Raw genomic sequence first — 14,316 nt, forward strand, 5'->3', positions numbered from 1 at the left:
TATGCTGACCGAAACAGGCAGGAGAACATCATGGTCTGGATCAAACGCGGCCTTATCGGGCTTTGCATTGCGCTAATGGCCGCCCTTGCGGCCTTTCTGACTTTTGCGCCGGGCTATGTGGAACAGGGACGCAACGCGGTGGTGCCGCACGATCCTTACCCGGTCTCGGACGCGGCGCAATCGCTGCACGACACACTGGTCGTGGGCGACTGGCACGCCGACAGCCTGCTGTGGAAGCGCAGTATCGAAAAGCGCGCCGACCGCGGCCATGTCGACGTGCCGCGCCTGATTGAGGGCGGCGTTGCGCTGCAGGTCTTTGCCGCCGTGACCAAGTCGCCCGCCGGGCAAAACTACGAAGCCAACTCCCCCGACACGTTTGACAACATCACGCCACTGGCCATCGGCCAAATGTGGCCGCCGCGCACCTGGGGGTCGTTGGCCGAGCGCGCGATTTACCAGGCCGAACGGCTGCACAGGGTGGCCGCCCGCATCCCGGACCGGTTGACCGTAATCACGTCGCGGGCCGAGCTTGACGCGCATCTGGCCGCACGCGCGGGCGGCACGCAGGTGGTCGGCGGCATCCTCGGAATCGAAGGCGCGCATGCGCTCGAAGGGGACATGACCAATCTCGACCGGCTGGAAGAGGCAGGCCACCGCATCATCGGCCTGCACCACTTTTTCGACAATGAGCTGGGCGGGTCGCTGCATGGCACCCGCGATATGGGTCTGACCGAATTCGGACGCGCCGTCGTGGCCGAGATTGCCTCACGCGGCATGGTGCTGGACCTCGCCCACTCCAGTCCGGCGGTGGCGCGCGACGTGATCGCGATGACAGACATGCCGCTGATTGTCAGCCATACGGGCCTGCACGGTTTCTGCCCTGTGATCCGCAATTTCGAAGATGATCTGATGCGGGCGGTCGCCTCGACCGGCGGCGTGATCGGGATGGGCTATTGGGGCAGCGTGCTTTGCCGCGATGCAACGCCCGAGGCCATCGCGGCCATGATCGTGCAAGCCATCGACACGGTCGGTGCGGATCACGTGTCGTTGGGATCTGATTTCGACGGTTCGGTCACAACCGCCTTTGACACGTCGAACCTGTCGGCCCTGACCCACGCGCTGCTCGTCGCGGGCCTGGACGAGCCGACGATTGCCAAGGTGATGGGCGGCAACATGGTGCGGGTGCTGCGTGCGCGCCTGAACTGATCAGTCGATGTCGCGCGCCACGCGAAACCCGATATTGGTCTGGCGCCGGTTCACGGGCACGGGTTGACGGGTTTCAGGCGTGGTATTCTTGACCGGATCATCGAAGGACCCGCCCTTGAGCGTGCCGCTTTCGCAGCCCTGCAGTTGCCGTGGCAGCGACAGGTTGTCCCGCCAGCAATCAGCGACCCATTCCCAGAGGTTCCCGGCAAGGTCATGCGCACCGTTGGCATCCGGGGGATAGCGGGCCACGATTGCAACACCGGGATCGCCATCATAGCATCTCATAGAGCGCCAGCTGAACTGAGATGTTGCGTCCCCAAAGTTGCCGAGAATGCAGGCGACTGCCACTTCGTCGCTCGGGTCCAGATGACTGCTTTCGGCCTGAACGCGATGCACGAGATTGCGCTCCAGCAGCAACTCGAATTCGGCCTCGGTGGGCAAGCGATAGTCCGGCCCATCCGTCTGCTCGTTCAGCCACTCGATATATCCCATCGCGTCGGTGCGGCTGACGCAGGAGACCGGGTGGTCGTCACTCAGATCGCTGCCCTGATTGAACGCCCGCGCCGTCTTGCGCAGCTTGTCCCCCGTCTGCCATGCAAAGCAACTGGCCCCTTCGGAGGTTTTGCCATCAACAAAAGCGACGCCCGTATCCTCGGCGTAGGCGCGGAACTGGCCGATTGTCACCTCCGTCTCTGCGATGAAGAACGGTGCGACCTCCACCGTGATCGGAGGGATCGGATCGTCTACGGGGCGTGGACCATAGGCCATCGTACCGCCGGGCACCCGGATCAGCTCGGGGCAGTTGTCGCAGGCCCGGATGCGGGGTGCGGGCGGTGGAGATGCAGGAGGGGTCGCAGGCTGTGGTCCTGCCTGATCACGGCGCTGAAGCGCGACAACGGTTTCTGGCAGGCTGTCCTCTTCAGGATCGTCCCGGTCGCCCTGTGGCTGAACAAGCGAGGCGAGGGCACTGATGATCGCGCGCCAGGTGAGGTCATCGTCCTGCCCCGTCTCATCCAACCCCTGATCGCGCTGGAACAGGGTCAACGCCACCTGCGTGCGCAGGTTCAGAACACCAGTCACGTCGCCGGGATCATAGCCCAGGTCGATCAGCGCCTGCTGCACCTCGCCCACGCGGCCCGACGTGGGAGTAGCCGGCGTCTCTTCCTCGGTCGGCGTGAACGCCGCCGGGATGGGAAAGAAAAATGCCCCGTCCGACCCGGTCAGATCGCGGATCTGCGGCGTGATCGAGCGCTGCCAGCCAAAGCGCAGGCGCAGGCGCGTCACCTCTTGGCCCAGATAGGATTTCAACTCGCCCACGGACACAAGGTTGTCCTTGCCAAGCGCGTTGGCGGCATCGGCGGCCCCGCGCAGCCCGTTGAGCAGCGCATGGGTAAAGACCGAACCGCCCAGCTGGTCGACCGCGATTGTCTGCTCATCCGCGCGCCCTGCGGTGATCACGTGGCGGGCGGGCCCGCCCAACTGGGCGCGGGTGATATCGGCCAGATCGGATTGCGGCGCTGATCCGACCAACCCGGAAAAGCAGCTGTCCATCAGATACAGCACCTGTCGGGCCGAGATATAGCTGTCCCAATCGGCAATATCATCCATTGACACCATGGTCGAAAAGCGGCCCTTGCGGCTGGACTTCACCGGCAGGAACCCACGCGCACCGGCGCCCTGGCCGAGCGTTTCGCCATGGCCCGACCAGTAGAACAGGAACCGGTCATCGGGGCTGACCAGCTGGCGGAAATCATCGAGCATCAACTCTTCCAGCCTGTCCTTGGTCGCCTTGTCGCCGGTCAGGATGTGGACGTGGTCAAAGCCTGCCTCATCCACCAGATAGTCCCGTACGCGCAACGGATCCTGTGCGGTGGGCAGATCGTTGAATTCGTCAAAATCGCTTATGCCGACGATCAGCGCATAGCTTTTCTGCAGTTCGCGAAAGCCTGCTCGAACCAACAGGCGCTGGGTGAGGGACCTGTCGTCGGGCCGGATATACGCCTCGTCCAGCCCGCCGCCTGTGTCTGCCCAGAGCGGCGCGGCGATCACGAGCAGACCAAGGACCAGACGCCACATCACTCGGCTTCGGCCGCCCGACGCTTCTGCTCCAGCTCCAGCTCCTTGGCTGCAACTTCAAGCTGCGCTTTGCGGTAGTCCGTCCATTTGCCGAGCAATCCAAAGATCGCTGCACCCAGGGTGGTCACGGCCCCTGCCACGGCGGTGATGGCGGTCACGAGGTCACTGCTGTCATCCGGCCCCTGCGGCACAACACCTGGATCAACCGGCCCAGTGCTCAGTACCTCTGCGGTGTCCGAGCCCAGGACGTAAACCAGTAAAGCCAGCCCGACGATGCCAAGTACGGCAATCACACTCCATCGCTTCAAAATCATGGCGTCCCGCCCTTAGATCAACGCGTTCAAACAATGAATGCAGCCTATCGCAAGTTGCGCCATTCTCAAAGCGCCGGAAATGGGCGCGCAAAACGCGAACGCCCCGCCGGGTGCGGCGGGGCGTGTTCACTGCTATGGGCAGGTCACTCAGGCGGAGGTCATCAAACCCTTCGCCCGTGCGATCTCGCGCATCTTCTTCTGCAGCTTTTCGAAGGCGCGCACTTCGATCTGGCGGATACGCTCGCGGCTGACGCCGTATTCAGTCGACAGGTCCTCCAGCGTGACGGGCGCATCGGCCAGACGGCGCTGGGTCAGGATGTCCTTTTCGCGGTCGTTGAGCACGTCCAGCGCTTCGGCCAGCATCTCGCGGCGCACTTCCAACTCGTCGCGGGCCTCGTAGTCACCCGCCTGGTCGGCGCTTTCGTCTTCCAGCCAGTCCTGCCATTGCATCGCCCCTTCGGTTTCGGAGCCGACGGTCGCGTTCAGCGACGCATCCCCGCCCGACAACCGACGGTTCATCGAGATCACCTCGGCCTCGGTCACACCCAGATCTGTCGCGATCTGCTTGACGTTTTCGGGACGCAAGTCGCCCTCTTCCAGCGCGCCGATCTTGGCCTTAGCCTTGCGCAGGTTGAAGAACAACTTCTTCTGCGCCGATGTGGTGCCCAGCTTGACCAGCGACCACGAGCGCAGGATGTATTCCTGGATCGACGCCCGGATCCACCACATCGCGTAGGTGGCCAGACGGAACCCTTTTTCGGGGTCAAAGCGTTTGACGGCCTGCATGAGGCCGACATTGGCCTCCGAAATCACCTCGGCCTGCGGCAAACCATAGCCGCGATAGCCCATGGCAATCTTGGCCGCGAGGCGCAGGTGGCTCGTGACCATCTTGTGGGCGGCACCTGTGTCCTCTTTTTCGACCCAGGCCTTGGCCAGCATGTATTCCTCTTCCGGTTCCAGCAGCGGGAATTTCCGGATTTCCTGCATATAGCGGTTCAGACCGCCCTCAGGTGTGGGTGCGGGAAGATTTGCGTAATTGGCCATAATGTCCCTCCTGTGCCCAGTCATGTTTATGGGCTTAACATCCCATATGGGACGGCATACACCCGCATACAAGAGGCAGGCGTTGTCGCACTGTGAATATGGCACGCAAAGACGGTTACCGGCAGGGGCAGGCCCGTGCTTTCACGCGCATGTGCTGTTCGTTACAGCGGTGCGCAAAGAATGCGTTACAATTGCGATCTGTTCCGACCTATCCGGCCAAAATGGCCAACAAATCGGCAAAATCGGTGGGCAAAGGGGCCTCGAACCGTAACATTTCCGCGGAAATCGGGTGTTCAAAACCCAAAACCGCCGCATGAAGTGCCTGTCGGCTGAAGCCCGCAACCGCCTCTGACGCTGCCTCGCTCAGTGTCCCGCGCGCCAGCTTGCGCTTGCCGTCATAGGTCGGATCGCCCACGAGGCCATGCCCCGCATGGGCCATGTGGACTCTGATCTGGTGGGTACGGCCCGTCTCCAGCCAGCATTCGATCTGACTCAGAACCGGTGGTGTGCCATAGCGCGCCACCAGCCGCGCGCGCGTCACCGCATGCCGCCCGCCCTGAAACAGCACAGCCTGCCTTTGCCGGTCGGTTTTGTGCCGTGCAAGCTGCGTGGTCAGCTTGAGTACATTGCCCGGCTCGAACGACGCCCCCCGAACCCCGCGCAGGCGCGGGTCATTGCCGTCAGGCACACCGTAGACCAGCGCGCGGTAATACCGCTCGACGGTGTGCTTGGCGAACTGCTCCGCCAGCCCATGATGCGCCGCGTCACTCTTGGCGACAACCAGCAGCCCGCTCGTGTCCTTGTCGATCCGATGCACAATACCGGGCCGCTTCATGCCGCCGACGCCCGAGAGATCATCACCGCAATGATGCATCAGCGCATTGACCAGCGTGCCCGAGGGCGAGCCGGGTGCCGGATGAACGACCATGCCCGCAGGCTTGTTCACGACAATCAGATCGGCATCCTCGAACACCACTTCGAGGGGGATATCCTCCGCCCCGATATGGCTTTCTTCAGCAGCCTCAACCGTCACCTCGACCACCGCGCCCTCGGTCACCTTCGCCTTGGGGTCCGACGCAACCGCACCATCGACCACCACAGCCCCGTCCGCCATCAACTTTGCCAGCCGCGTCCGCGACAGGGCCGCGCCCTCTGGCACGTCCCGGGCGATGGCCTTATCAAGGCGCGCAGGCGGATCGGCCGCAATGACAAAGGACAGGCGCGTGGACGACATGGATACCCCAGAGCTTCCGGCCAACCTCGCCTTTCTGCGGCGGCTGGTGACCGTGTTGACGATCATCATGATCGGAGGCGTTGTAACGGTGGTGGGTCTGCTTGTCATCCGGCTGAACGCAAACCCTGTCCCGCTGCCTCTCCCTGACAGCGTGACGCTGCCCGACGGAACCGAAGCAACAGCTTTTACCATCGGGTCCGACTGGTACGCGGTGGTCAGCGCAGAGGACGAGATCCTGATCTTTGACCAAGTGACGGGCACATTGCGCCAGACCATCGCGATTGACTAATGGTTGCGGTTGACCCGGGCGCGAAGCAGTCAGGCGAGCCCACCAGCGCAGGTTCAACAGTCTTCCGCAGCCTGGCGCCGGGCGAGTGTTGTCTGGTCGATTGATCGCGTAAACGGGACCGACACGCTTTCGTTTGCTCGGATGTAGCCCGACACATCGGCGTAGCACTGGCAATCCAGGTCATCCGCCAGCCCCTCACAGTAATCCAGTTCCTGGGATACGGCCTTTTCAAATTCCTCTTGGGTGACGCCTGGCGCAATTTCGACACCACTGGTCGTGAGCGGCGGCACAAGGGACACGCCCAAGATGATCGACCCGCCAATCGCGAGCATGACCAGATAAATGCGGATATCACCTGTCATGTGAATGTCTCATGCGATCAAGGATGACGGCCAAAGGTTAACGGGCCGTATGTGGGCGCAACACTTTTTGCACCATCGCGTGCCAACCTCTCGAAAAACCGGGCAAGAAAAACTAAGGATTTTAGAGGGTGGTACCACCGCCCCGGCTCGAACGGGGGACCTCCTGATCCACAATCAGGCGCTCTAACCAACTGAGCTACGGCGGCACTATGCGTCAGATACCGATGCCGCAGACCGAATGCAAGACCGTCAAAAGCGATAAACCCAAGTCTGTTCCACCAAATCCTGACCAAAGGAATGGACCGGTTTCGACGCCACCATCTGCCACCCGGTCCGGGCGTATAGCGCGCAGGCGGCCGCGTGGCTCTCGTGCGTCCACAAGCTCATGCCCTCATAGCCGGCATCTCGCGCAAATTGCATGCACCGATCCAGCAGCATCCGGCCAACTCCCTTGCCGCGCGCCTCTGGCACCAGGAGAAACAGGCGCAGCTTGGCCGTGACCGGATCATGGCGCACGCAAAAGATCGACCCGAGGCGCATGCCCCCTGCCTCCGCGATCCACCCGCGCTCGCAGGATGGATCATGACCCGCATTAAACGCTTCGAGGATCGACCGGACCAAGGGTCCAAAACTGTCGTCGAACCCTGCCTCGCGGGCATAAAGATCGCCGTGCTGCGCCACAAGCCAATCGGTGTCGGCCGCCACAAAGGGGCGTAAGCTTACTTCCGTCATAGTCTCAGCATCATCCGCCATCGCTTGCCTTTCAATCCCGATCAGTCTAGCACGCAGCCTCCATATCCGCCGGAGATGACCATGGGGATCAACAAGGAAAGCGACATCGCAGCCAATCTGCAGATCGGCCCGACCGATGTGGGGATGGTGCGCATCTATGTCGAGGCAAAAGGCGTCGAGATCCCGATGGACTTCGACCCCGAAGAAGCGAATGAAATCGCCGACGAGATCAAGGCTGCCGCAAAGGCCGCCAGTGCGATGAAACGCTGAGTCTGCGCGATTCCGATCTGAAAACGTAGTACCGGGTCAGAGGCGTTCGTCAGACAGGGCGCTGGACCAAGACGCTCCGCCACCGAATTGCCCACTCCCGCGCCGCATTCGACGGGCCGGGCTACCATCCCAGCCCAGCCCCCGGATCACGCAGCGCCTGCAAGCGCCGCGCCGCATGGGTCGCAAACTTCTGCACCATCACCTTGCGCCGCGCAGGGGCCAGCTTGTCCTCGGGCGCCATGCGAATAATCTCGGCATCATAGGCATCGGCAATCAACAACCCCGTGCCCTCCGGCAGCAAATCAACAGGAAACTCCCCGTCCACGGCCCAGAAAAACCGGTCACACCACTCCAGATAGCCATCCCACTTGTGGTCCGACATGAAATCCGCCCGGCTCGACTTGCACTCGATGACCCAGACCTCGCCCTTCGGACCCAGCGCCATCACATCCACGCGCAAACCCCGCGCAGGCACCATTTCCTCAACCGTGGCCCAGCCCAGCGACGCCAGATGGCGCGACACGCCCCGCGCCAGCACCTGACCGGGCATCATCGTGGTGAGATCAGAGACAACTTCCATGGCATCCAGAGTATGAACAAACCCTGAACAAAAGCAAGCCGCACCCACAAGGCTTGGCGTTCCGCCCCTCTGCCCCTACCTTTGGCCGACAGCGGTGGGAGCCGACACATGACCAATGACACAAGGCTCAACAATACTGGGCTGAGCCAGACACAGGCGCGCGGCGTCCGCTACGCGCGTGAGCTCGAAGGACATCTCGGCTGGCTCGACACCTTCTCCGGCACCGCCCTCGGCGTGCTGGCCACGGCGTCGGGCATCTACACCTATCTCGGGGTCTCCTCCCTCCTCGACGAAAACGGCGCCATGTCGGTCTTCGCCGCCATCGCCTACTCGGTCGCGGTCTCTGTGGGCATCTTCGTCTTCTGGTCCTACATGATGCGGCTCTTCCCCGCCGTCCGCTCGGCCCAGGCACGCATCGGCCTGATCGTCGCCATGGGCGCAGGCTCGCTCGCCATCGTCGCCATGTCCTCCTGGCTCAACGCCGCAGCTCTCGCAGGCTCGGCGGCGGTCGAACAGCACCTCGCCAAAACGGTGCAGGACTACCAGACCAGCCTCGAACGCGCGCACGAGGTCGCGCTGAACGGCCAATCTCTCGAACGCGACGTCGCCCGTGTCCGCCAATCCTTCGAAGACCTCTCCGAACAGGAAGCCGCAGGCGCGCTCTCGGGCCTCGCCGGCCGCGGCGCCGTCTTCCGCGTCCTCCGCCAGAAAGCGGCAGAACTCTCGGGCCTCGAAGGACAAATCAGCGCCCAAACCCCACTCGTTGAGTCCGCCTTCACCGAAGGCAACGCAATCCTGTCGCGCATGCGCGCCCTCACGGTCGAGCCCGGCCCGGTTGAGGCGCGCAGCGTCGAATTCTCCGAACAAGCGGTCCGCCTCGCGGGCCTCATCACTCAACTGCGGCAACTCTCCGTCGCCCCGCTCGTGGAACGCGCGGCCCAGGACCTCGCCGCCTCCGTCGTCCTGCCCGAACTCGACGGCTCCACCGAACAGGGCCGCACCGATCAGGCCGCCACCATCACCTCCGTGCTCGAAGTACTCGCCCAACGCGCCAACACGCTCGAACGCGCCGCCCAAAATGTCCAAGCGCAAAGCACGACCACGGACGTCACCTACACCCCCATCTCCTCGGCGGACGCGGTCATCCTCTACGCCCGCAACTTCGTACCCTCCTGGGCGGGGGCCATCGCCATCGACCTGCTGCCTGCCGTCCTCGTCTTCATCCTCGCCATCACCCAATCCGCCATCCGCGGCGGACGCGAAGGGGCCGCAGTCGAAGACACGCTGACCCTCGCAGAACTCCGCGCAGCCATGGCCGCCCTCCGCGATGTCGAGGACACGATGACCGCCCCCGGCCAGATCAACGCCCCCGAGACGCCAAAACGGGTCGCCGAATGACCGACACGGCGGACACGGGGACCCCACGAGGCAAACAACGCAACCCCGTCGCCCGCGTGCTGATGGGCGTGCTGGTGTTCCAACTCGGCATCGGCGGCCTCCTTATCCTCGGGGACATGCAGGGGCTGCGCCTGCCCACCTTCGGCCCCGACGCCCCGCGCCTCACCGAACCGGTGCGCCCCGGCGACCAGCGCCGCACCTTCCGTCCCGACCGCGACCGCCCCGTCACGCAACCGGCCCGCGATCCCGGCCAGTTGCCCAACCGCCTCGTCCTGACCCAAACCGACGGCACCACCTACCGGCTCGAAGGGGGCATAAGCGCAGGCGACGCCGACCGCCTCGCCGCGATGATCCTCCAATCCGACCCCCGTCCGGAAACGCTCATCCTGCAAAGTCCCGGCGGCTCGGTCCAGGACGCCCTCGCGCTCGGGCGCACCATCCGCGCCGAAGGGATCAGCACGCAAATGCTTCGCGGCGAATTCTGCTACTCCGCCTGCCCCTACCTGCTGGTCGCAGGCGCCACGCGCGACATCTCCCCCAACGCCTCAGTCGGCGTCCACCAGCACTATTTCGGCCAAAACACCTTCCTGCCCGCCGCCTTCGCCGTCGAAGACATCCAGCGCGGCCAGGCCGAGGTGATGACCTATCTCGATGAAATGGGAATCGACCCGCTCGTCATGCAACACGCGCTGTCCACACCGCCGGACGAGATTTATGTGCTGCTGCCCGAGGAGCTGGAACGCTACGGTTTTATCGAGGCGCAGGACTAGGGTTTCCTGCGCGCGATCAAAGCGACTGCTGATCTGCCCCGGCGGCATGTGCCGCTGGCGCGGACCGATCTCGGGGCTTCCTGAACTCGACCCTTAAACACTCCCCCGGCGTGTTTGCCGCGGTGCGGACCGGTTCGAATTCCCTGTTTCAAGAAATCCTCCCCGAAGGGCCGATCCCTCATCCGCACCGAACGCAAGCCTTGCCGCGCACCGCCCCCACCCCTATGTAGGCGCTTGGCGGGTTCTGCCCTTCTCGTGATAGGTTGCATTCCGGTGGCCTTAAGCAATTCCGAGGGAGTTGGCTCTGTCCGGGCCCTGGTCCGGTTACCTGACACCCACCTGTATATACAGGTCCTCGGGAATGAGAGAACCAAACGGTTGTGGTGGTCCCGTCACTTCACCCCGACATCCCGTGCTGCTCTTGTGCACAGGTCTTTTACGCAGAGGCAATTGCGCTGCAGCGCAGGCGGGCCTCCGCCGCTTTGGGAAGGTGACCGGAAGCATTGACGTCCTGCTAAGCTTTTCCCCGAAAGCCTCCGGTCCTGCGGATATGCTATTGGAAGCGGAAGAAAACTGGCAAGAAATTAGCATTCTCGATCTATCGAGCGATGGCATGATACGCAGTGAAACGTCCCGCCAGCCCACGCATCTGGCGGGACGGCGGGCGGGGCGCATTTGGCGCAGCCAAACAGCGTCCGAACCGCTGTCACGCCGAAACGGACTTGCGCACCATGTCCCAATACTGATCCTGCACGTCTTGCAGACTCAAACGCCCCCCTGCGCGAAACCAGGTCGTCACACCGGTCAACATCGCAATCACAGCCAGCGTCGCGATCTTGGGGTCGGGCACGTCAAAAGCGCCCGCTTCGGCGCCGTCACGCAGGATCTGTTCCAAGATAGCCTCATACCGGCCACGCAGATCTTCGATTTCCGCAAAGTTCTCGGGCGCGAGGTTGCGCAATTCCATGTAAGCAATGAACACCGCATCGGGCCGCGCATGGTGAAAACCGATGTGGAACCGGACAAAAGCCTCAAGCTGCGCGAGAGGCACATCCGCCGCTGACACCGGCACGGCCTCCAACAACTCCACCATGTGATCGCGCATCAATTCGGCCAGCAGGCTCTGCTTGTCAGGGATGTAGTTGTAAAGCGCCCCCGCCTGCACCCCAACCTCACCCGCGATCTGGCGCATCGAAACGGCAGCATACCCATGCCGCGCAAAGAGCCGCAGCGCCGCGTCTCGGATCCGCGGGCCAGTGATGTCGGAATGCGAACCTGTTGTGCGCGCCATGGGCAGGATTTATCTGAACGGGCGTTCAAACCCAAGCGATGCTTGCGCCATTCCGGGTCATGGTGCATCACAAGGGCAACACATGATTGACGGAACGCTTTCACAATGCGCGCACCTGCCGCTTTTTTCTGCCTGACCCTTGCGGCCTGCACTCAGTTTCCGGACCTCGACGACGCGGTATCGCCTGATGTCGCAGCATCCGACTTCCCTGCCCTCGTCCCGCTCGAGCCACTGATTGCGGGCGCGCAACCGATTGTTGGCGACCCGGTCGCGACCACAGAAAACCTTGAAACGCGCATCGCAGACCTCAGGGCGCGCGCCAGCGCCTTGCAGCGACGTCCGGTCGTTGACCCGGCCACCCGGGCCCGCATGCAGAACCGCATGCGCTAACGGCAATTGCGCCCCGCTTATGAACCCGTTACATCGCCCGCGACGCCCAATCGCTCAAAGGACCCCGACATGAACGCACCGCTTCGGCTTGGCATCGCAGGGTTGGGCACCGTGGGTATCGGCGTGGTGAAGATCGTGCGCCAGCACGCCGCCATGCTTGAAGCCCGCACCGGTCGCAAGATCGAGATCACCGCCGTCAGCGCGCGGTCCCGCGACAAGGATCGTGGAGTTCCCCTGAACGGCTATGCGTGGGAGGACGACCCCGTCGCCCTTGCCACCCGCGATGACGTGGATCTTTACGTCGAGTTGATGGGCGGCACCGATGGTCCGGCCAAGGCCTCGGTCGAGGCGGCGATTGCTGCAGGTAAGGACGTAGTTACCGCCAACAAGGCCATGCTGGCCATCCACGGCCAAACGCTGGCCGAAACGGCCGAAGCCAAGGGCGTCAGCCTACGCTACGAAGCCGCCGTGGCTGGCGGCATACCTGTGATCAAGGCCCTGACCGAAGGTCTGGCCGGGAATGAGATCACCCGCATCGTCGGCGTCATGAACGGGTCATGCAACTACATCCTGACCCGGATGGAAAGCGCCGGGCTCAGCTATGCCGATGTCTTCGCCGAGGCGGATGGGCTGGGCTACCTTGAAGCCGACCCGCAACTGGACGTCGGCGGCATCGACGCGGCCCACAAGCTGGCGATCCTGTCCTCCATCGCCTTCGGCACCCGCGTCGATTTCGACGGGATCGAGCTGGAAGGGATTGAACGGGTCAGCATCGACGACATCCGACATGCGGCCGACATGGGCTACAAGATCAAACTGCTGGGCGTCGCGCAGAAAACTGGGCGTGGCCTGGAACAGCGTATGATGCCCTGCCTCGTGCCTGACACATCGCCTTTCGGTCAGCTTCAGGGCGGCACCAACATGGTCGCCATCGAAGGGCATGCGGTCGAACAGGTTGTGCTGCGCGGGCCGGGCGCGGGCGAAGGGCCCACGGCCTCCGCCGTCATGGGCGATGTCTGCGACATCGCGCGCGGGCTACGCCTGCCCATCTTTGGTCAGCCTGCGGACACGTTGACTGACGCGCCGCGCGCTACGTCCATCCTGCCCGCCCCCTACTACTTGCGCATGGCGCTCGTCGACAAACCCGGCGCACTGGCCAAGATTGCCACCGTGCTCGGTGAAGCGGGCGTCAGCATCGACCGGATGCGCCAATACGGGCACAGCGACACAACCGCCCCGGTTCTGATCGTCACCCACACCTGCACACGGTCCGCCGTGAACGCAGCACTTGATGCGATGCAAAGCACCGGTGTGCTCGCCTCCGACCCTGTCGTGCTTCGGATAGAAGCCGTCTGATTTTCATACTTCGCCAAAGGATTTTTCAATATGACCGATACCGCACAGTTTCAGGACCGCATGCTGTCGCTGGGCCTTGCCCGCGTGTCAGAGGCAGCGGCCCTCGCGTCGGCCCGACTGGTCGGACATGGCGACGAAAAGGCAGCGGATCAGGCGGCCGTGAACGCGATGCGGCAGCAGCTGAACATGCTGGACATCGCGGGCGTCGTCGTCATCGGCGAAGGCGAGCGGGATGAAGCACCCATGCTGTATATCGGCGAAGAAGTCGGGACGGGTACCGGGCCCGGCGTGGACATCGCCCTCGACCCGCTCGAAGGCACCACGCTGACAGCCAAGGACATGCCCAACGCACTGACCGTCATCGCCATGGGTCCGCGCGGCAGCATGCTGCATGCGCCTGACGTCTATATGGACAAGCTGGCCATCGGCCCGGGCTACGCGCCGGACACCGTCACACTCGACATGACGCCCGCAGAACGTGTCGAAGCCTTGGCCAAGGCCAAAGGCTGCGACACCTCCGACATCACGGTCTGCATCCTGGAACGCCCGCGGCACGAAGCGATCATCAAGGCCGTGCGCGACACGGGCGCCTCCATCCGCTTGATCACCGACGGCGATGTCGCTGGCGTCATGCACTGCGCCGACCCGACCACGGGCATCGACATGTATATGGGCGAAGGTGGCGCACCCGAGGGCGTTCTGGCGGCTGCAGCGCTGAAATGCATGGGGGGCCAGATTTATGGCAAGCTTCTGTTCCGCAACGACGATGAGAAGGGCCGCGCGGCCAAGGCGGGGATCACCGATCTCGGCCGCATCTACACGCGGGATGAGATGGTGACACAGGACGTGATCTTTGCTGCGACCGGCGTGACCAGCGGATCGCTCCTGCACGCCGTGCAGCGTGAACCCGGCTGGCTGACCTGTGAAACGCTGCTGATGCGGTCCAAGACCGGTTCGGTGCGTCGGATCAACTACCGCACCCCGACCCACACAGTCTGAGTGCG

At 63.5% G+C, this 14,316-nt stretch carries 16 protein-coding genes and 1 tRNA gene; 8 read left to right on the plus strand and 9 right to left on the minus strand.

All coding sequences use genetic code 11. From position 1 onward, the window contains the following. Positions 1-30 precede the first annotated feature (30 nt). Positions 31-1,206: a dipeptidase gene (locus FD715_RS05720; protein WP_147106480.1), complete on the plus strand. Its 1,176-nt coding sequence runs from the start codon at positions 31-33 to the stop codon at positions 1,204-1,206. Here the strand turns inward: FD715_RS05720 and FD715_RS05725 are convergent, their stop codons facing one another. The 4 genes from FD715_RS05725 to FD715_RS05740 all read right to left on the minus strand — a co-directional run bounded on the left by FD715_RS05725 (position 1,207) and on the right by FD715_RS05740 (position 5,874). Beyond that, the gene (locus tag FD715_RS05725) at positions 1,207-3,282 is read right to left on the minus strand and encodes an SUMF1/EgtB/PvdO family nonheme iron enzyme (protein ID WP_147106482.1); all 2,076 of its coding nucleotides are present in this window, start codon (positions 3,280-3,282) and stop codon (positions 1,207-1,209) included. It abuts the gene before it with no gap. Beyond that, positions 3,282-3,596, minus strand: coding sequence for a hypothetical protein (locus FD715_RS05730; RefSeq protein ID WP_147106485.1), 315 nt, complete (start codon positions 3,594-3,596; stop codon positions 3,282-3,284). Before FD715_RS05730 ends, FD715_RS05725 begins: the two co-directional genes overlap by 1 nt. Before the next feature lie 147 nt (positions 3,597-3,743). Beyond that, positions 3,744-4,640 (minus strand): RNA polymerase sigma factor RpoH, encoded by an 897-nt coding sequence (rpoH, locus tag FD715_RS05735; protein WP_147106488.1) that lies wholly within the window; start codon positions 4,638-4,640, stop codon positions 3,744-3,746. Positions 4,641-4,848: 208 nt separating this feature from the next. Next, positions 4,849-5,874, minus strand: a complete 1,026-nt coding sequence (locus FD715_RS05740; protein ID WP_147106490.1) for an RluA family pseudouridine synthase — start codon at positions 5,872-5,874, stop codon at positions 4,849-4,851. Here FD715_RS05740 and FD715_RS05745 point away from each other — a divergent pair. Beyond that, positions 5,873-6,163 (plus strand): DUF6476 family protein, encoded by a 291-nt coding sequence (locus FD715_RS05745; protein ID WP_147106761.1) that lies wholly within the window; start codon positions 5,873-5,875, stop codon positions 6,161-6,163. The two genes, FD715_RS05740 and FD715_RS05745, sit on opposite strands and share 2 nt — an antisense overlap. Positions 6,164-6,216: 53 nt before the next feature. Here FD715_RS05745 and FD715_RS05750 read toward each other — a convergent pair whose 3' ends face one another. From FD715_RS05750 to FD715_RS05760, 3 genes are all read right to left on the minus strand, one after another. After that, positions 6,217-6,525 carry a hypothetical protein gene (locus tag FD715_RS05750; protein ID WP_147106493.1) on the minus strand — a complete coding sequence of 103 codons (309 nt, stop codon included), beginning with the start codon at positions 6,523-6,525 and terminating at the stop codon, positions 6,217-6,219. A gap of 129 nt (positions 6,526-6,654) precedes the next feature. After that, positions 6,655-6,731: transfer RNA gene (locus FD715_RS05755), tRNA-His, on the minus strand. 43 nt (positions 6,732-6,774) lie between these two features. Next, the gene (locus FD715_RS05760; RefSeq protein WP_147106496.1) at positions 6,775-7,257 is read right to left on the minus strand and encodes a GNAT family N-acetyltransferase; all 483 of its coding nucleotides are present in this window, start codon (positions 7,255-7,257) and stop codon (positions 6,775-6,777) included. 81 nt (positions 7,258-7,338) lie between these two features. On the opposite strand from FD715_RS05760, the gene FD715_RS05765 reads away from it, so the two are divergent. Further along, on the plus strand, positions 7,339-7,527 hold the full coding sequence (locus FD715_RS05765) for a DUF6324 family protein (RefSeq protein ID WP_147106499.1): 189 nt from the start codon (positions 7,339-7,341) through the stop codon (positions 7,525-7,527). 121 nt (positions 7,528-7,648) lie between these two features. Here FD715_RS05765 and FD715_RS05770 read toward each other — a convergent pair whose 3' ends face one another. Next, the gene (locus FD715_RS05770) at positions 7,649-8,107 is read right to left on the minus strand and encodes an MmcB family DNA repair protein (protein ID WP_147106502.1); all 459 of its coding nucleotides are present in this window, start codon (positions 8,105-8,107) and stop codon (positions 7,649-7,651) included. Between the two features lie 108 nt (positions 8,108-8,215). Here FD715_RS05770 and FD715_RS05775 point away from each other — a divergent pair, with 108 nt between their 5' ends. Then, positions 8,216-9,505, plus strand: coding sequence for a hypothetical protein (locus FD715_RS05775; protein ID WP_223274745.1), 1,290 nt, complete (start codon positions 8,216-8,218; stop codon positions 9,503-9,505). Beyond that, entirely contained in the window at positions 9,502-10,275 is a 774-nt protein-coding gene (locus FD715_RS05780) for a hypothetical protein (protein WP_147106505.1), read from the plus strand. The genes FD715_RS05775 and FD715_RS05780 overlap by 4 nt, the downstream gene beginning before the upstream one ends. A 706-nt stretch (positions 10,276-10,981) precedes the next feature. Here FD715_RS05780 and FD715_RS05785 read toward each other — a convergent pair. After that, entirely contained in the window at positions 10,982-11,566 is a 585-nt protein-coding gene (locus tag FD715_RS05785) for a TetR/AcrR family transcriptional regulator (protein WP_147106507.1), read from the minus strand. A gap of 105 nt (positions 11,567-11,671) precedes the next feature. Between FD715_RS05785 and FD715_RS05790 the strand changes: the two genes are divergently transcribed. The 3 genes from FD715_RS05790 to glpX all read left to right on the plus strand — a co-directional run bounded on the left by FD715_RS05790 (position 11,672) and on the right by glpX (position 14,311). After that, positions 11,672-11,956: a hypothetical protein gene (locus tag FD715_RS05790; protein WP_147106510.1), complete on the plus strand. Its 285-nt coding sequence runs from the start codon at positions 11,672-11,674 to the stop codon at positions 11,954-11,956. Between the two features lie 69 nt (positions 11,957-12,025). Then, positions 12,026-13,312, plus strand: coding sequence for a homoserine dehydrogenase (locus tag FD715_RS05795; RefSeq protein WP_147106513.1), 1,287 nt, complete (start codon positions 12,026-12,028; stop codon positions 13,310-13,312). Between the two features lie 30 nt (positions 13,313-13,342). Next, positions 13,343-14,311 carry a class II fructose-bisphosphatase gene (gene glpX, locus FD715_RS05800; protein ID WP_147106516.1) on the plus strand — a complete coding sequence of 323 codons (969 nt, stop codon included), beginning with the start codon at positions 13,343-13,345 and terminating at the stop codon, positions 14,309-14,311. Positions 14,312-14,316: the final 5 nt, after the last annotated feature.

The sequence above is a fragment of the Tateyamaria sp. syn59 genome (assembly GCF_007995245.1).
Classification (GTDB): domain Bacteria; phylum Pseudomonadota; class Alphaproteobacteria; order Rhodobacterales; family Rhodobacteraceae; genus Tateyamaria.